Source organism: Arthrobacter globiformis, assembly GCF_003261175.1.
GTDB lineage: Bacteria > Actinomycetota > Actinomycetes > Actinomycetales > Micrococcaceae > Arthrobacter > Arthrobacter globiformis_A.
Genome location: NZ_QLNP01000088.1, coordinates 1 through 18,246, shown reverse-complemented (window position 1 = coordinate 18,246; position 18,246 = coordinate 1). Strand labels below are relative to the sequence as shown.

The window sequence follows — 18,246 nt, the reverse complement described above, 5'->3', positions numbered from 1 at the left end:
GGGCCCCGCCTGGTCCGAAGCTGAAGACCTGCAGGAGCGCATGGCGCGGCTCGCACGCTCCGCACGAATTCAACACTGACGGTACCGCGGGGCGGCCCGCCGGAAGTCTGTGAGCGTGTGTAGATGCAACACTCCTGCCGAAAGCCGAGCCTGGAAGCACTGGGCCGGCCCAATCGGGGTCATCCCTGCTGCCCCGGATTAATAACGTGGCCGAAATGGGGGCGGCTGTGTCGAACGCCGCCACCCGGAGACCTGTCAGAAACGCCCCCTAGGCATGTGCCCCGCCCAGCAGGTCGCGTCGAGCCGCATCAGCTTATGTCGCGGGACGCCGGCATCCCGAGGGTTGACTTATCCTGGCCTGCGGGTTCCTGGCCGCCGTCGCCACCTTAGGTGTGGCCGGTGCCGGGCTAGTCCCGGCTTCGGGGCGCGTTGCGGTGGCAGCGGCAGTGGCGGCGTTTAGGTCACGGACTTTGGGCGCGACCGACTCTGGGATTCTCGCTGGTCCGCTACGGCGATTTCAACGTCGTCGGGCCGTTCGTTGACGAAGTACATGATGATCATGCCGAGGAAGGGGCCGGCGGCGAGCGTGATCAGGGCCGCCATGAAGGAATTGTCGGTTGCGGCGAAGACGGCGCCCACTGCCAGGGGGACCAGGACGCTTCCGATTTGCCACATGGCGTTCGTTATTCCGGCAGCACCGCCGAGAACCCGGCTGCTCACGAGGCGGGGTACGAGGGCCACAATGAGCGGGAGGTAGCAGTATGCCCCGAGTCCGAGCAGCGGGGCGGCGATGAAGAAGGCCGCTGCGTTGTCCAGCATGCCGAAGACGACGAGCATGACGGCGAAGCAGCCGAGGACAACCATCGCGGGAACCCTGCGGGCGCCGTTGAACCTGTCGGCGATCCAGCCGATAAGGGGTTTCCCCAGGACGCCGAGAGCTGCATAGATAGCCACGATGCCGCCGGCGACCGTCGGGTCGATGCCGTGCCCTTTGATCATGAGGGCGTTGGACCAGGTGATGAATCCATAGGTCCCCCAGAAGCCGCCGAATCCGGCCAACGCCAGGAGAAGAAGGTTCTTGTTGCGTCCGAGTTCGATAAGCACGGACCGGCCCTCCGAGCGGTTGGCCCTCTTGGCCACGACCGGGCCGGGCCTCAGCGCGAGGTAGCAGACGATGCCGGCCACGATGGAAATGGCTCCGAAAAGCAGGTAGGAGGCATGCCAGGAGTAGTGCTCGATGAGGTATGGCACGGCGGTGTTCGCCACCACGACGCCCAGCGAAGTTGCCGAGGTGTAGATCCCCATTGCCTTGCCGAGTTCCTCGGGATGGAACCAGCTGGATATCAATTTGATGCCGGCGGCATATTCGGCTCCGGCGAAGAGGCCGATGACCGCCTGGATGGCCATACCGATCCAGGCGGACGTCGTGGACCCGAAGAGCATCATGGACGCTCCGGCACCTATGAGGGAAACCGAAATGAGTAGGCGTCCGCCAACTCTATCGGTGAGGAATCCAGTGCCCGCGTTCGAGACGACGTAGCCAATGTAGTAGAAGGTGGCGAAAAGCCCGAGGCTTGCCAGAGGCACGCCGAGGTCGTCTCCAATGAAGATCGACGCCGGACCCCAGGTCGAACGGTCAACGGAAGTCATGGTGAAGGCCAGCCAACAAAGGACTAGGACCAGCCAGCGGTAGGGGCGCCTGGATGGATCGAGATCGGTGGAGACGCGGGCAGGGTCAAGGGCAGTCATGTGTATCCCATTCTGAAGGGGCGTCGTTGCCGCGGGACATCGCGAGAACAAGAATTTGCGTGTGATGAATATAACCATTCTGCGCACCGGATATCAACCCTTTTTGTCCGCATAGTGCCATTCTGCGCGTAAGACGGACGGTTTAGATGTTCAGGCCATCCCTCAAATCCATCATGAACTCATCGGCGGCGTCCCGTAAGGCCGGCAGGAAATTCGCGGTCATGTCCCGGTCGGCGGTAGTGGCTTCGTGGACTGAGGCGCTCATGGCCGCTACAACCTCACCTCTGCGGTTCCGAAGGGGGACCGCAACGGCGCGTATTCCGGCCTCGAGCAATTGGTCAACGTAGCTCCAGCCCTGCTCTCGGACCGCCGCCAGTGTGACCTGGAGGTCTGCCAAGCCATTGGTGGCCCTGTCCCTGCCCGCGGAACGTTTGGCGTCCTTGAGGGCGGCGGCGGGCAGAAGGGACAGGAGAACCTGGCCCATGGCCGTGCGCTCTGCTGGAACCCGGGTGCCCGGGCGAATGTTCACTACCAAGGGACTCGGTGCACTGGCCCTGGCTACGTAGCGCAGGTCCATGCCGTCCAGCACGCCGATGGAAACCGAGGCTCCGAGCTTTCGCGCCAATGCTTCGAGGCGGGGTTTGGCCACGTCTGCGAGCGAAAGCCGGGACAGCAGGGAATACCCCAACTCCAGGACCAGGGGAGTCGGGGCGTAACTGCGCCCCTGCTGTTCAAGGTAGCCGAGTGAGGCCAAGGTCAGGACGAAGCGACGCGCCGCCGAGCGCGGGAGCTGGCACCGCTCGGATATCTGTGCCAGATTCATGGCCGGGCTGCCTTCATCGAAGGCGGTGAGGACGCACAACCCTCGTTCTACCGATTGGATTACATCCGATGGACGCCCCTTGGGGCGAGCGGGGGTGGCAGGTGTCATCAGGGACCTGCCGGGAGCTTCCCCGGAAGCCGGCCAAAGGGCGGCCGCAGTCCGTTGCGCGGCGGATTGGAGCAGCGGAACGAAGTCGTTCTCGAGTACCTTTGTGTCCACGCGCGTGGCGTGCGCGGCAATGTTCAGGGCGGCGACGATCCGGCCCTCCGGGTCATGCAGGGGAACGGCCACTGACCGGATTCCCGGCGTCAACTCCTGATCGGCCACCGTCCACCCACGCCCGCGGGCTTCCTCGACCCGCTCCCGCACGTGGCCGGGCTCGAAGGCAGGGCTGGGTTCCATGGACGAAAGGTAGTCCTCGAGTTCGTCCGGAGCGAGGTCGCCCAGCAGAACACGGCCGGTGGCCGTACTGTGTGCGGCGACGCTTGTGCCTACGGTGATGTTTGCGGTAACGATCCTGTCGGCGGCCACCCGGGCGGCGTAGTAGACGCGACGCTTGTGGAGCACGGTCAAGGAAGCCGTTTCCCCCACAGCCCGGACGAGCTCGTCCAGATGCGGGTGGGCGGCGTCCGGCAGTGGATTGCTGCGAAGGTAGGCGTCCCCGATGGCGAGCACCCCGGGAGCCAGCGTGTACCCCTCCGCCGACTGGCCCGTATAACCCAGGTACTCCAACGTAAGGGCGAACCTGCGCGCCGCAGTCCGCGTAATACCCACAAGCGATGCCACGTCCGCGACGGAGAGCGCCTCTTCCCGCGTACTGAATGCCCTGAGGACCGAGAGGCCCCGTTCCAGAGAGTCCACATAGTCAGGGTCTGTGGCCGCGAGCTCTGCGGCGACCGGCATTGATGCATTCACAATCTCGAATCTAGACCATCGCCCGTCCGGCCAGTGGAGGTGCCGCCGCTGCGCATTGCTTGACGGACGAATGAGACTCATGCAACACTTCGTTGACCGAATGACGCGCAAATGCGCGCATATCGGATACGACGAAGATTTCGGCTTACATCGGAAGGCCCCGCAGTGCTCACTTCAGATCAGAATGTCTTGCTGACCCAGACCGGCCCGGAAACGCCCATGGGGCGCCTGTTCCGGCGGTATTGGTTCCCTGCTCTCCTCGCCGAGGAGCTTCCCGAAGCTGATTGCCCGCCGGTGCGCGTCCAGCTGCTAGGCGAGAAGCTCATCGCTTTCCGCGACACCTCCGGCCGGCTGGGCCTGTTGGACGAGTTTTGTGCACACCGGACCGCTTCCCTGTACTTCGGGCGCAACGAGGAAAACGGCCTCCGGTGTGCGTATCACGGTTGGAAATACGACGTGGAGGGCAACCTGACGGACATGCCCTCTGAGCCGGAGGACTCGAAGTTCAAGTGCAGGATCAAGCAGAAGTCGTATCCCCTCGTGGAGCGGGGCGGCGTGCTGTGGGCATATATGGGTCCCGCGGAGCAAATGCCCGACCTGCCGGAGCTTGAGTGGGCCCTGCTCGGCGATGGCCAGCGCTTCATTTCCAAGCGTCTTCAAGAAACCAACTACCTCCAGGCCATGGAGGGTGGCATCGATTCCAGCCACGTGTCTTTCGCCCACCGCTTCAACCTGGACGACGACCCCATGCACTCCGGAACGGCCGGCAATGAGTACATCAAGGCTGACACGCGTCCGAAGTTCGAGGTCGCCGAAAGCGACGGCGGCTTGTTGATCGGAGCCCGGCGCAACGCGAACGATGAAGAGTTCTACTGGCGCATCACCCAATGGATCATGCCCTTCTATACGATCATTCCCCCGTTTGGCACACACAACCCCATGGGCGGCCACGCCTGGGTCCCGATCGACGACACCACCTGCTGGGCCTGGTCATGGAACTACCACCCGACCCGCGACCTGCGGGAAGACGAGCTGGAGCAGATGCGCAACGGCGACGGCATCCACGCCAAATACATCCCCGGAACGTATCGAACCCTGGCCAACAAGGACAACGACTACCTCATGGACCGTGAGGCCCAGAAGGAGAACAAGACCTTCTCAGGCATCGAGGGCATCGCCGCGCAGGACTTCTCCCTGCAGGAAAGCATGGGCGACATCGCTGACCGCACCAAGGAGCGGCTGGGCACCTCCGACGCCGCCATCATCTTGGCGCGGCGCCGCCTGCTCGCAGCGCTGGACTCCATGGAGAACGAGGCGCTCCCGGGCATCGACACCGCGGACCAGCGTGTCCGCTCGACCTCGATGCTGCTCCCCAAGGACGTGCCGTTCCACGAGGGCGCTAACCAAGCCATCCAGGTCGTTCCCGGAACCGACTTCGTTTCCATCTAGACCCAACCCGCTAGGAGTCCCGCATGAAAGACCACGGTTCCACGGTCGCGTCTCCCGAGACGGCCGCGACGCTGGCAGCTCCCCTTCCCGATGCTGTCAGGGCCGCTGTCTCGTTGCCTGATTCAACCACCACCGTCCGGGCGATTGACCCGAGGCTGGCCACAAGCGCCGCAGGTTGGCTCAAGGTGGAATCCTCCGCGCTGTGCGGGACCGACCTGGACTTGTACCAGCACGGCCTCGGACACCCCACCGTGATGGGCCACCACGTCATTGGCGAAATCGTCTCCCTCACGCCGGTCATGCAGTGGTCGTGGGACGTCGAGGTCGGCGACAGGGTGGCACTGGAGGAGTACCTCCCCTGCGGGCGGGCCACCTGCGCGGCCTGCCGGCAGCCGGACATCTACCGTTTCTGCCCGGACGCGGATCTGTGGGGCGGACAGCGCCGGGTTGGAATGCTGGGACTCCATGAAGGTTCCGGTCTTCACGGCGGCAACGCGGAATACATGGAACTGTCGACCCAGACAGTGCTGCACAAGCTGCCCAGGGACCTGGATTCGAACCTCGCCGCCTGGACCCAACCGTTCGCCAACGCGGTTGATTGGGTCATCAACATCGGCGGCGCCACGAGCGGCTCGCGCGTGGCCATCATCGGACCGGGCTACCACGGCATCGCCGCCGTGGCGGCCGCCAGGGCAGCTGGCGCACACGAGATCGTCGTGCTCGGACGCAACTCGCGCACCAGCCGCGACCGTCTGGAGATCGCCGAGGCCATGGGCGCCTCCGTCGTCGTCAATGATGACGCCTCATCAACGTCCGCGGCCCTGGGCCGGCACGGCAAGGCCACGGGATTCGATGTCATCGTCGATACCGTCGGCCTTGGTGGACCAGCCCTCCAAACCACGGAACACCTCCGGAAACTGGGACGCCTGGTCCTGGCCGGACTCGGGGACACCCCCGTGGCAGAAGTGAACCTGAAGACCCTGGTGCGGGGGGCGTCCGGTGTCGTCGGGGTACGGGGCCGATCACCGCAGGCCGTGACCAGGAGCATCGAACTTCTGGCCACCGAAGACACCGGCTTGGAACACGTCCCCAGCATCGACGTCGAGCTCGACGGCGTCGACGAACTCTTCCGGACCCTTCTGGACCGGACAGGACCCAGCAGTCCGCACGTCGTCGTTCGACCTTCGCTCTGAACAGCGACAATCCAAACTAAGGAAGCCCATGACACATCTAACGTCGCGCGCCTACTACAAAGCCCGCATCCTTCTTGTCCCCCTCGGGCACTCGGGCGACGCGCTCGTCTCGTCAATGTCCGACGCAGGCTTGCGCGAAGTTCTGATCGCCGCCCCCGCGAGCCACCCCGACGGGGTGTTCCTGCGCGGGATCCACGAACCCGAGACCCAACCGACCACCGAAACCGTCAGCGACCTCACAGCCAGCACGGACATGATGGTGTTCCTCGGATCGCGGCTTGAGGAGATTCCCGACGATTTCGTCGAGGCCATGGCCACAGCAGGACGGAACCAGGGGACGCTCCTCGCCGGCGTCCTGGTCGGCGTCGGCGGCTGGGATTCCGAACCCGGCTCGACCTCCATGAAGGTACTCCGCCGCGAACTCGACATGCTCGTCACCGTCAGGAAAACCGACCTCGCACGCGACTTCATCGAGGTCCTCAAAGGCGGAACCAAGGAAGCCACCCCCGGCAAACTCTTCCAACACCCCACCACCGGAGCCTGACCATGTCCCAAGACACTCTAGACCTCGTAGTGCGCGGCCTGCGCCAGGAATCCACCAACGTCATGTCCCTCGAACTGTCCCTTCCCGACGGCGGCTCACTCCCTCAATGGGAGCCCGGCGCCCACCTGGAGGTCATCCTGCCGTCGGGCCTGGTGCGGCACTACAGCCTGTGCTCGGACCCGCGTGAACTTCAGAACTACCGTCTCGCCGTCCTCCGCGAGACCGATGGCCGCGGCGGGTCGGAGGAACTCCACTCCCAGACACGCCTCGGCACAAAACTGTCAGCGCGCCGACCGCGCAACCATTTCAAGGTAGAGGACGGTGCAACCCACTACCTTCTGGTCGCCGGCGGCATCGGCATCACGCCCATTATGGCCATGGCGCGAGAACTCACGGCAGCGGGCAAAAGCATGCGCCTCGTCTACTGCGGATCCAGCCGGCAAACCATGGCATTCATTTCGGAGCTTCAGGAGGTCATGGGAGATTCCCTCGCGCTCTACCCCCGGGACGAGCGCGGCCGTGCCGACCTGCTCACCGAAATCAAGAACGCTCCTGCCGGAACAGCCGTGTACGCGTGTGGACCGGAACGGCTCCTGACCGACCTTCAGGACATCACCGCAGCCACACTCGGTCCAGACGCCTTCCATGCGGAACTGTTTGCTGCCGCCACGCCACCGGCCCCCACCGAGGATGCAGCGGACGCAGCGGCAGATGCACCATTTGAGATTGAGCTGCGGCAATCCGGCTGCACGCTGACCGTTCCACCAGAAAAGTCCATCCTGGACGTCGTACTCGAGGTAAACCCCTCCTTCATGTCCTCCTGCGAGGAAGGATTTTGCGGTACCTGCGAAACCAAGGTCCTAGAAGGTGAAGTCGAACACCGCGACACCATCCTGTCCCAAAAGGAACGTGCCAGGAATGACACCATGTTCATCTGCGTCAGCCGCTCCAAGTGCCCCAAACTGGTCTTGGACGCCTAGAAGCGCGTCCCGTTATCGGCACAGCTGGACCAGCCCGGGCAGGTAACAGCGCCGTAGGGTTCTGATACCACCCCGTCCCCGGAAAGCGGCCGCACGACCGCCGCCACGACCTGTCCCTTGCCCCTCAATGTCGACGTTGATGCTACGGCGACATCCTGCCCAAGCCGTTGGTGGCTTGCCTGCGGCGACCTTTCACTGACGGGACTGGAAGGCGCCGTACTGCTCTCTGGCGTCCACACACATCAAACATCTTCTGGGAGGGAAGCCAGTAATCCAGGGTAGCCATTTGCACCACGACGGTATCTCCGTCACGGGCGAAACCCAGGAGCTCGGCCAGCCGCGGCCCTGGCCGTGTCCCTGCCGGAGGCCTTACCAGTAAAGGCGCGATCCAGAACCTCGCGGTCGAGCTGGCGTTTCTCGTTCTGGTCCAACGTGCTCACGCGCACGTACCAGGTCCGCTGACCAGCCACCGGCGCCTCCAACCCATCAGCCGGTCAGATTGAGTTCTAAGGCATCCCCAGAAAAACGTCAAGACCAAGCCAAAGACGTCAGGTTGGGGTGTACTTCAAGTCGGCAGGCCAAAAAATGCTTTGCGGTGACATTGCTACTCTTCGCGTGACCCGCGGCGGCGCGGCCAGCTCAAGGGAAGGCCAATCTGCCGGGTGATGCCGTCGAGGGCTTGCAGCTGGCTTGCATGGAAGACGTGACGCTGGTCCCGCAGACCTAATTCGTGCACGAATTGTTCGCGCAACAATTGCTTGGTACAGTGTTTCGGTTCCGCCCGGAGTGGCGCCCCCAATCCACCCCGGGCGGAGCGTATGTGCGGCGGGCGACGGCTTATACCGCCACATCAATTCCGCGTCCGCCACCTGACAAGTCTCGAACAACAGTTTTTGTGCACCTCCGGTCTAGCCGATCGGCGGAAGGAAGGGCAGACCGTTGGCAGCACGAGAAAAATTCCCGGGCCTTCCTGCGAGTTCTCAGGGTAAGACTGTGTCCGCTCCCGATGACGGTGAAACCTTTCAGGGGCGCGATGCGTGGATTGCAGGACCGGACACTGTTCCGGCCGGAAGTCGCGTCCGCCTCCGAAGCTGTGGCCGACCCGCGCTTGACGGCGTCTTGGACGAATGGATGCCCGACGGGTCCGCTTTCTGGATCTGGCTGGATGCTGGAGCAGGGCGGCGTCTTATCCATGAGGGCGACGGTGTCCAGGTGGTTACGGAGTCCCTGCCTCACACCTAACGTCTTTGATAGCCGCGATCCAGCGAGTTGATGCCACCCGATCGCGTCCCAGGTCTCGCGGTCGGCGGTCGGGCCTCATGGCGCAATGCCGCGCCAGCGTCTCATGCGGGAGGGGCCGGGGCCCCCTGCAAGCCTGCCCTTGCCGGCGCGGCCAATCCTGGCCTTCGGCTCCGAGCGCCTGCGCTCCGGCTGTGCCCTCAGCTGGTCGTCCAGCTCGAATCAGCAAGGAATGGACGCTTCGGCCGCGGAGCCGCTTGCCTGCCTCAGGGGCAGCCACTCCTGCGCGAAAAAAGAGGCGTGCTTAAAAAACTTTGATCAGATCTAAGAAATGTATTGCTGATCACAGTTTTTGTGATTAGCATCTCAAGGGATCTGAAATGCAGATCGGGATAAGGGACGGCAAAGGAGCCACCTAAGTGCATATCGAAATCGCGGGTGCCGGTCTTGCGGGGCTGACTGCAGCGGCAGCCTTCGGCAAGGCCGGGTGTTCGGTCCGGGTACACGAAAAAGGGTCCATCCTCCGGGAGATCGGGGCTGGAATCTATCTGTGGGAAAACGGCCTCCGGGCTCTGGAAGCCATCGGGGCCTACGAGGAAGTTGTCTCGCGGGCCGAGAAGGTAGAAGTTCCGTTCCTGCGGGACCACGACGGCAGCACCCTCCAAGACGAGTGGCTGCGAAACCACCGCCTTTACACTGTCGGCCGGCGGCACCTCTACCAGAGTCTTCTCAACGCGGCCCGCCGCCAGGGTGTGGAGATCATCACCGACTCGCCGGTTATCGGGGCCACCCCGAACGGGACGCTGACCACGGCCGCCGGCGAGGAGTACCCGGCTGACCTTGCCATCGGGGCCGACGGCGTATTCTCCAAGGTCCGGGATTCGCTGGGCCTGCGCCGGAAACTTGTGGATCTGCGTGACGGCGGCGGCCGACACCTTATCCCCAGAACGGGCGACGATCCGGTCCACCAGACCATCGAGCAGTGGAACGGCGGACGCCGCATCGGCATCATCCCGTGCTCACCGGACGAAACGTACGTTTTCCTCTGCTGCCCTGCAAACGACGTTGCGGGCCGCGAGCAGAATCCGTTCAACGCTGCCACATGGATCGAATCCTTCCCGGAGTTCCGTTCCCAGCTGGAGCGGATCCCCTTCGACACGGAAGGACGCTGGGCGCCCTTCCACGATGTGCACGTCAGCCAGTGGTACAGCGGCCGGACCGCGCTGGTGGGGGACGCCGCCCACGCCATGTCGCCGAACCTGGGTCAGGCGGCCTGTGTTGCCATGACCAATGCCGTGGCCCTGGCCATCTCGGTCACCAACAGCAGCAGCATCGATTTCGCTCTTAAGTCGTGGCAGGAAGGCCAGCGCGAGATGAGCGAAGGAGTCCAGCGCTACTCCCGCGTCTACGGCAAGGTCGGCACCATGTGGCCGAAGGGTTTCCTGGACGCGCGGTCCGCCCTTGTCAGGAAGCTCACAGCGTCCCGCCGTGTGCAGGGATCCATCAACTTCGCTGCCGAACGCTTTCCGGCCGGGCAGATCCGGCGCATCGACACCGCCGCTTTCCGGGAGGACGTGCTCGCATGAAAACCGAGAAACTGAAAATTGGTGCCCTGGCCGCAGTCGGACTTTTGCTGCTCTCCGGGTGCGCTACCGCAGGGGCCGAGGCCGAGCCGGTCAGCGGCGAATCCTGGTCGGCACCCGCGCTGCTCACGAACTGCAAGTCCCCCAAAGTGGACCCGCGTGGCTGCACGGGGCCGAACACCCCCGGGACCTACACGTCCCTGAACCGGAGTGAGATCACCAAGCCCTGGCGCATCTGCTCGGTGCTGCCCCATCTGAAGGACCCGACCTGGGTTGGAATGAACTACGGTCAGGCCACGCAGGCGCGGCAGCTGGGCGTCTCCCTCACCACCACGGATGCAGGGGGCTATGAAAACGTCGCCCAGCAGGTGACACAGGTGGAGGACTGTGTCAGCTCCGGCGCGAACGCGATGCTGTTGAGCGCGGTGAGCAATGAGTCGCTGAACCCTGCCATCGCCAAGGCGAAGAAGCAGGGTGTGGCGGTCGTCGACGTCGGGAACGGAGTTTCCTCTCCCGAAGTGGACGCCCGCGTGCTGCAGGACTACGTGGACATGGGCAAGATGATCGGCACCCACCTGGCAGCATTGAAGAAGCCGCTGAAAGTGGCGCTCCTGCCCGGACCGGCCGGGGCAGGGTGGACGGAGCGGTCCCGGAAGGGCTTCGAGGCAGCCGTCGCAGGCTCAGCCGTGGAGGTCGTGGATGTCAAGTACGGAGACACCGGCAAAGAGGTCCAGCTGAAGCTCGTGGAGGACACCCTGTCCGCCAACCCCGGCATCGATGCAATTGTCGGCACGGCGATCACCATGGAAGTCGCCGCCACGCTCCTGGCCGAGCAGGGCAAGGCCGAGGACATCGGACTGTACGGCACGTACGTGACCCCGCAGGCAGTGGAACTCATCAAGCGCGGGCAGGCGAAATGCGCTCCGTCGGAACAGTCCAGCCAGATCGGCAAGATCTCCGTGGACCTCGCGGTGCGGACGCTGGAGAATAAACCGCTGGACAAGGAAATCCAGCGCTACGCCCCGGAGCCCCTCCTGATCTGCGGACCCAAGGAGGACGGTTACGACAACAGCGCGAAATTCGACGCAAGCGGAAGCTTCGCACCTCAGGGATGGTCACCCGCTTTCAACGTCGAAGCGGGCAAGTGATGGGTGCAACTGCCTTTGCCTTGACCGGCAACGTCATCACCATGACCGCGGCACCCAACGCGCGCGTCGTCTACGTCGAAAACGGCAAGATCGCCGGCGTTGGTGACGACGTCTACGCCAGGGAACTGCGGCGGAACGGAGTCGCTGTGCACGACCTGGGCGGGCGGACGATCCTTCCCGGGTTCATTGACCCTCACGTGCATTTCGCCCAGTACGCAGCAGGAACGCACCGGGGCATCGACTGCCGCGTGCCAACGTGCAAAACCATCGCGGACGTTCTCGATGCCCTGCGAACGGGGCTGAACGCAGGCCGGACTGTGGGTGACTGGCTCATCGGTTACGGCAACTTGTTCTTCGACCAGAAAATCGCAGAACGCAGGCTGCCGACCCGACTGGAACTGGACTCGGTCAGCAAGACGACTCCCATTGTCCTGCACTGCGGCGGCCACGTGTCCGTGCTCAACACCCCTGCCTTGGCCCTGGCCGGTGTGGAGCGTTTCATCACCGGCGGCGAAGGCCTGTGGGGCAGTCCCGTGGTCCACCTTGACGACGCCGGCCAGCCGACCGGCGTCGTCGCGGAGATCGACGGCCTGCTGCCGATTCCGGAAAGCAGCGTCGAGGAACTGACGCGCTTCTACTCCGGAACCTTCCGCAGCGACTTCCTCGCCTACGGCGTCACGTCAATCGGCGAAATGGCCGAATCAGCACGCAACGTGGAGGCGCTGGACGCGGCGGTCGCGGACGGCAGTCTCAACGGACGGATCGCGCTGTACGCAATGGCCCCGGCGCTGCTCCCGGCCGCGGCGGCGTGCGACTGGGTGGCCGGCTTTTCCTCACGCAGCGGGCCGGAGCGGGTCTGGGCCCGGGGAGTCAAGGTGTTCGCAGACGGGGGATACTCCGCACGCAATGCGGCCAGCCTCGACGACTACTCCCGCGACCATAGCCCCCGCGCCGGATACCGGGGCAAACTCAATCTCTCCCGCGGCGCCCTGATGGAAGCCATCAGGACTGCACGCCACAAAAACGTGCAGGTCGCCATCCATACCAACGGCACCAGGGCACAGCGCGAAGCGATCGAGGCCATTCTCGCCGTGGGCGACGCCCACGACCACCCGCCGGTGCGAATCGAGCATCTTGGCAACGTGCTGGACTCGGTGGAGGAAATCGCATCATGGCGGGCGGCTAACGTGATCCCCGTGATGCAACCGGGCTTCCTGCACAACTTCATCGGTGACTACCTGCCCATGCTTTTCCCCGCAACGGGCAGCACGGGAAGGCTTCCGCTGCGGACCGTGCTGCACGAAGGTGTGTCGCCCGTCATCAGCTCGGACATCACCCTAGGCGGAGAACCGGGAGCGACGAATCCCTTACACACCATCTGGTCCGCGGTGTCCCGAAGAAGCTACTGGGGGAACCACATCGAACCGGAAGAATCGATCTCGGTGGCGCAAGCCCTCAGACTGCACACCATCGAAGCGGCGAAAGCCATCGGGCTCGACCCTGTGGCCGGTTCCCTGGAACCAGGAAAGGCCGCGGACCTGGTGGTTCTGGACAGGGACCCCCATACCGTCACCGAAGCGGAGTTGAAGGACATCCGCGTGGAACGTACATATGTCAACGGAGTCCTGGCTTATTCAGGAGGTGGGGAGGCATGATCGCCAAACCGTTAGTGGCCATCCGTAATGTGAGCAAGAAGTTTCCCGGTGTCACCGCACTCAGCGATGTCTCCTTCGAGATCAGGCGCGGCGAAATCCATGCGCTCATGGGCGAGAACGGTGCAGGCAAGTCAACGCTGATCAAGATTCTCTGTGGTGTTCACAAGGCTACGACAGGATCTGTAGCACTGGACGGCGCCGAGGCAGTGTTCGACCGCCCCCAGGACGCCGAGAAGGGCGGGATCCGGACGGTGTTCCAGGAACTGAACATCGTTCCGCAGCTTTCGGTGGCCGAGAACATCTCCCTGGGCTCGCTGCCCTTTAAATCCGGACTCGTTGACCGAAAGAGAATGCTCGAGCGCGCCGCCGACGCCCTGTCCCGGTTGGGGGCGGACCTGCCGCTGGAGGCCCGTGCCGGTGACCTGCCGCGTTCCTCCCAGCAGCTGATCGAAATCGCCCGGGCACTGATGGGTGACGCGCGGCTCCTGATCCTGGATGAACCCACGGCTTCGCTGGGCGAGAACGAGAGCCGGCAGTTGCTGAACATCGTGACCGGGCTGGCCCGGAGAGGTGTCGCCATTCTCTATGTCACGCACCGCATGCATGAAGTGGAGGCCATTGCCGACCGGGTCTCGGTCCTCAGAGATGGAAGGTTCATCGAGACTCTCGATGCCCCGATGGACGAAGCCCTCATCGTCGAGAAGATGATCGGGCGCCCGGCCAGCTCGCTCTACCAGCACTCGAGACGGGATCCTGGCCGCGAACTCCTCGTGGTTTCCGGGCTCGGCACCGCAACCCTGCGCGATGTTTCCATGAATGTGCGCGCAGGTGAGGTCGTCGGAATCGCCGGCCTGCTCGGCTGCGGGAAATCAGACCTCGCCCGGGCCTGTTTCGGGCTGCACCCGGTTCAGGACGGTGTCATTGAGCTCGACGGCGAGCAGATCGACAAACCGTCACCGGCAGGAATGCTGGAGCGCGGGCTCGTCTACTATCCTTCGGACCGGCGGGCCGAGGGCCTCGTTTTGGGGCGGCCGCTCTTCGAATCAATGACCATGGGTGCCCACCGGCCCGCGCAGATCGCACGAAAAGGTTTCCTGAGGACGCAGAAGGAATCTGAGCTGGCCCACAGCATCGCCGAGGAATTGGACCTGCGGCCCATGCAGCTTGACCGGGCGTCCGGCAAGTTCTCGGGTGGCAACCAGCAAAAGGCCGTTCTGGCCAGGGGCCGGCTGCGCCCGGCCAAAGTCCACCTGTTCGATGAACCGACGGTGGGAATCGATGTCGGAGCGAAGGCGGATGTCTACCGTCTGATCGACGACTATGCCGATGCCGGACACGGCGTGGTCGTGATCTCCTCCGACCTGACGGAGATCATCGGCATCAGCGACAGGGTCTACGTGATGCGCGAAGGCCGCATTGCCGCCCACCTGGCCGGCGGCGACATCACCGAAGAAAACATCGCGAGGTCATTCTTCGCCGCAGCCCCGGCGTGAGCCTCCACTTCCCATCTTCTAAGGAGAGAACCCTTGACCACGACACTTAGTCCAGAACGCACAACAGCCCCGGCCAACGCCCGGCGCAGCATGCAGTTCATACTGACCACCGGCCTCCTGCCCGCCCTGCTGATACTGATGTGCGTCGCCTTTGCCATCGTGGAACCGCGCTTTGTGGAAGGCTCAAACCTGCTCAACGTTGCCCGCCAATCCGTTTTCCTGCTCCTCATCGCTATGGGGCAGATGATCGTCCTGATCAACGCCCAGCTGGACCTGTCGGTGGGCGCAACGGTCGCACTGACAAGCGTGGTCGTGGCCTCCGTGACCGCGGCAAGCTCCGGAGGGCCCGAAAGCGTCCTGCTGGGACTGGGAGCCGGGCTCCTGCTCGGCGTCGTGATTGGACTGGTGAACGGCTGCATCGTGGCCTTCTGGAAGGTTCCATCCTTCATGGCCACCCTCGGTTCCACCTCCGTGCTGACAGGCCTGGCACTGATCATTTCCAAGGGCGCCCCCATCATCGGACTCCCGATGATCTTTTCCGACGCGCTGGCCACATCCTCCGTTCTGGGGATTCCCGTGCCGGTGCTCCTCGGGACCGTTATCGCCATCGGAATGGGGATCTTTATGGCGCGCACCGTACCGGGACGCAACATGTACGCCGTCGGAGGCAACCGGGCGGCGGCGCTGGTAGCGGGAATCAACGTGAAGAAAACGGTCATACTGGCCTTCGTCCTATGCTCCGTCCTCGCTTCCCTGGCCGGCATCCTCCTCACCGCACGCGTGGGTTCCGGAGAAGCATCGCTGGGTGCAAGCTTCGTGATGCTGTCCATCGCCGCCGCGGTGCTCGGCGGCACCTCGCTCTTCGGCGGTGAAGGCGTCCTGTGGCGCGTCGTGCTCGGTGTCCTCTTTCTGGGTGTGCTGAGCAACGGCATGAACCTGCTCCACGTCTCCAGCTACATCCAGGAACTTGTCATTGGCATGGTCCTGATCGCCGCCGTAGCGGCTGAAAGGCTCAAGAGAGTGGCGTGAGGCACTCTGCGTTCCACCACAACCCCACTGATATCGTCATGTACTGGCCAGCCGTCACCGGGCAGGCATAATCGGAGAAGGAGCAATCGGCATGGAAGACGCGGAGCCTACGGTCAACTCCGGAGGCACCCCCGCCGCCGCATCCCCTGGCCCCAGTATCCGCAGAATCCGCAGGTCCAAGGACGTGACCCTTCTCGAGCTGGCGCGCCAGACAGGGCTTTCGGAAGGGTTTATTTCCCAGGTCGAACGGCAAAAGGCCAACCCATCCTTCTCGTCACTGTTGCGGATAGCAGGGGCCCTAAATGTTCCCATGTCGCTGCTGCTCGCCGAGTCTGATGAAACGAATTTGGCTGCCAGCCCCGCACCCCGGGCGCTCGTGAAGCACCCATCCGGCGTTTACCGGGACCGGCTCGTCACCCCCGCCAACGCAAAAACGATCCAGGTCATCGAAGCGGTGCTCGAACCCGGAGAAGGCTCACGAGTGGCGCCATACGCGCACCCGGACGAGGAAGAATGCCTCGTAATGCTGGACGGGCAACTCGAGCTCCAATCAGGGGAGACCGTTTACAACCTGCAGGCAGGCGAATCCGTCCTGATCGACCCCGGAACGCCGCACTCTTACCGGAACCCGGGGTCGGTGCCGGCACGCTGGCTCTGGATCTCGGCAACGCAGACCGCTCACCGGCACTAGACTCCCGCGCATTCCCGTTCCCACCACAAGCCTTGTGCCTGACGTGGGACGCTGCGGGTTGCGCTGGTTCTCGCCGGGAGCGGATCTCGTCGTCGCTGACTGGGCCGGCTTTCCGGGTGGACCAAGCTTGGGGATACTGCTGGCGACCCGCGCGGAGTGCTCGGCAAGGAGGTGACCCTTGGGTACTACTGAAGCAGCGGCTAATGGCCCTCCCGTAGGGCAGGATCGCCACCGGATCCAGCAGGAACTCCCGCATGCGGCGTGGTCCCATCCCAGCGCTGGGTCTCACTACCGAAATACTGCGCCAACGGCGCCACCAAGGAATTTATTAAGGAGAAACATGTCCACGGCCTTAGAACGTGAGAATGAAATATTGTCGGCTGTCCCGACCGGCCTGCTGATCAAAGGCGAATGGTGTCCGGCGACCTCGCGCGAGACCTTCGAGGTCGAGGACCCTGCCAGTGGCAAGATCCTGCTGAGCATCGCCGATGCCGGGGTGGAGGACGGCCTGGCCGCTCTTGACGCGGCTGCCACCGCCCAGGAGTCTTGGGCGAAGGTGCCGGCCAGGGAGCGCGGAGAGATCCTGCGACGGGCCTTTGACCTGGTTACCGAGCGGGCCGAGGACTTCGCCCTGCTCATGACCCTGGAGATGGGCAAGCCGCTGGCCGAAGCACGCGGCGAAGTCACCTATGGCGCCGAGTTTCTGCGCTGGTTCTCCGAGGAAGCCGTCCGCGCCTTCGGCCGCTACTCCGTCTCCCCGGATGGCAAGTCCCGGCTGCTGGTGACCAAGAAGCCGGTGGGCCCGTGCCTGCTGATCACGCCGTGGAACTTCCCGCTGGCCATGGCCACCCGCAAGATTGCCCCCGCCGTCGCCGCCGGCTGCACCATGGTCCTCAAACCCGCGAAGCTCACCCCTTTGACGTCGATGCTGTTCGCCGCCGTGATGCAGGAGGCCGGCCTCCCAGCCGGGGTGCTCAACGTGATTCCGTCCTCCAGCGCAGGGGCCACCACCGGGCCGCTGATCAAGGACTCCCGGCTGCGGAAGCTCTCCTTCACCGGTTCCACCGAGGTGGGCCGCCGGCTGCTGTCCGACGCCTCCGAGACGGTCCTGCGGACCTCGATGGAACTGGGCGGCAACGCCCCGTTCGTGGTGTTTGAAGACGCCGACGTCGATGCCGCCGTCGCCGGCGCCATGCTGGCCAAGCTGCGGAACATGGGCGAGGCCTGCACCGCCGCGAACCGCTTCATCGTGCACGAGTCCGTCGCCGACGAATTCGCCGAGAAGTTCGCCGCGAAGATGAAGGACATGACCACCGCCCGCGGCACCGAGCCCGAGTCCAAGGTGGGCCCGCTGATCGACGCGAAGAGCCGGGACAAGGTCCACGAACTGGTCACCGATGCCGTCTCCGCGGGTGCCACCACCGTGGTGGGCGGCGCGCCCGTGGACGGGCCGGGCTACTTCTACCAGCCCACCATCCTTAAGGGCGTCACCGAGGGAACCCGGATCCTGTCCGAGGAGATCTTCGGCCCGGTCGCCCCGATCATCACGTTCTCCTCCGAGGACGAGGCCGTGCGCCTGGCCAACAACACCGAATACGGGCTGGTGGCCTACGTCTTCACGAAGGACCTCAACCGCGGCATCCGGATGGGCGAGCGGCTCGAGACCGGCATGCTGGGCCTGAACGCCGGCGTCGTCTCCAACGCCGCGGCACCCTTCGGCGGCGTCAAGCAGTCCGGCCTGGGCCGTGAAGGCGG

The 18,246-nt window shown here is 64.2% G+C and carries 13 protein-coding genes and 1 pseudogene; 11 read left to right on the top strand and 3 right to left on the bottom strand.

Annotated elements, in window-relative coordinates; genetic code table 11:
* Positions 1-456 precede the first annotated feature (456 nt).
* Together DBZ45_RS13780 and DBZ45_RS13775 are read right to left on the bottom strand one after the other, a co-directional pair.
* A complete protein-coding gene (locus tag DBZ45_RS13780) occupies positions 457-1,749 on the bottom strand; it encodes an MFS transporter (protein ID WP_190243132.1) in 1,293 nt (430 codons plus the stop codon).
* A gap of 142 nt (positions 1,750-1,891) precedes the next feature.
* Positions 1,892-3,487 (bottom strand): IclR family transcriptional regulator domain-containing protein, encoded by a 1,596-nt coding sequence (locus tag DBZ45_RS13775; RefSeq protein WP_190243131.1) that lies wholly within the window; start codon positions 3,485-3,487, stop codon positions 1,892-1,894.
* 165 nt (positions 3,488-3,652) lie between these two features.
* Between DBZ45_RS13775 and DBZ45_RS13770 the strand changes: the two genes are divergently transcribed.
* The 4 genes from DBZ45_RS13770 to DBZ45_RS13755 are packed head-to-tail and all read left to right on the top strand — an operon-like array spanning position 3,653 to position 7,653.
* Positions 3,653-4,936 carry a Rieske 2Fe-2S domain-containing protein gene (locus tag DBZ45_RS13770; RefSeq protein ID WP_111904452.1) on the top strand — a complete coding sequence of 428 codons (1,284 nt, stop codon included), beginning with the start codon at positions 3,653-3,655 and terminating at the stop codon, positions 4,934-4,936.
* A 23-nt stretch (positions 4,937-4,959) separates the two neighbouring features.
* Positions 4,960-6,129: a zinc-dependent alcohol dehydrogenase gene (locus DBZ45_RS13765; RefSeq protein WP_111904451.1), complete on the top strand. Its 1,170-nt coding sequence runs from the start codon at positions 4,960-4,962 to the stop codon at positions 6,127-6,129.
* Between the two features lie 28 nt (positions 6,130-6,157).
* Complete coding sequence (locus DBZ45_RS13760; RefSeq protein ID WP_111904450.1) at positions 6,158-6,673, top strand: hypothetical protein; 516 nt, start codon at positions 6,158-6,160, stop codon at positions 6,671-6,673.
* 2 nt (positions 6,674-6,675) lie between these two features.
* Complete coding sequence (locus tag DBZ45_RS13755; protein WP_111904449.1) at positions 6,676-7,653, top strand: PDR/VanB family oxidoreductase; 978 nt, start codon at positions 6,676-6,678, stop codon at positions 7,651-7,653.
* Positions 7,654-7,942: 289 nt separating this feature from the next.
* Here DBZ45_RS13755 and DBZ45_RS23280 read toward each other — a convergent pair.
* A pseudogene (locus DBZ45_RS23280) lies at positions 7,943-8,123 on the bottom strand (recombinase family protein); the annotation flags it as partial.
* A 1,188-nt stretch (positions 8,124-9,311) separates the two neighbouring features.
* Here DBZ45_RS23280 and DBZ45_RS13745 point away from each other — a divergent pair.
* The 7 genes from DBZ45_RS13745 to DBZ45_RS13715 form a co-directional block, all read left to right on the top strand.
* Positions 9,312-10,478 carry an FAD-dependent oxidoreductase gene (locus tag DBZ45_RS13745; RefSeq protein WP_111904448.1) on the top strand — a complete coding sequence of 389 codons (1,167 nt, stop codon included), beginning with the start codon at positions 9,312-9,314 and terminating at the stop codon, positions 10,476-10,478.
* Positions 10,475-11,623, top strand: coding sequence for a TMAO reductase system periplasmic protein TorT (torT, locus tag DBZ45_RS13740; protein WP_111904447.1), 1,149 nt, complete (start codon positions 10,475-10,477; stop codon positions 11,621-11,623). The genes DBZ45_RS13745 and torT overlap by 4 nt, the downstream gene beginning before the upstream one ends.
* The gene (locus tag DBZ45_RS13735; RefSeq protein WP_111904446.1) at positions 11,623-13,278 is read left to right on the top strand and encodes an amidohydrolase; all 1,656 of its coding nucleotides are present in this window, start codon (positions 11,623-11,625) and stop codon (positions 13,276-13,278) included. The genes torT and DBZ45_RS13735 overlap by 1 nt, the downstream gene beginning before the upstream one ends.
* The gene (locus DBZ45_RS13730; RefSeq protein WP_111904445.1) at positions 13,275-14,771 is read left to right on the top strand and encodes a sugar ABC transporter ATP-binding protein; all 1,497 of its coding nucleotides are present in this window, start codon (positions 13,275-13,277) and stop codon (positions 14,769-14,771) included. The genes DBZ45_RS13735 and DBZ45_RS13730 overlap by 4 nt, the downstream gene beginning before the upstream one ends.
* A 33-nt stretch (positions 14,772-14,804) precedes the next feature.
* The gene (locus tag DBZ45_RS13725) at positions 14,805-15,800 is read left to right on the top strand and encodes an ABC transporter permease (protein WP_111904444.1); all 996 of its coding nucleotides are present in this window, start codon (positions 14,805-14,807) and stop codon (positions 15,798-15,800) included.
* A gap of 91 nt (positions 15,801-15,891) precedes the next feature.
* Positions 15,892-16,491, top strand: a complete 600-nt coding sequence (locus DBZ45_RS13720) for a helix-turn-helix domain-containing protein (protein ID WP_111904443.1) — start codon at positions 15,892-15,894, stop codon at positions 16,489-16,491.
* Between the two features lie 340 nt (positions 16,492-16,831).
* Positions 16,832-18,246: NAD-dependent succinate-semialdehyde dehydrogenase (locus tag DBZ45_RS13715; protein WP_111904485.1), on the top strand; the 1,415-nt coding region annotated here is incomplete at its 3' end.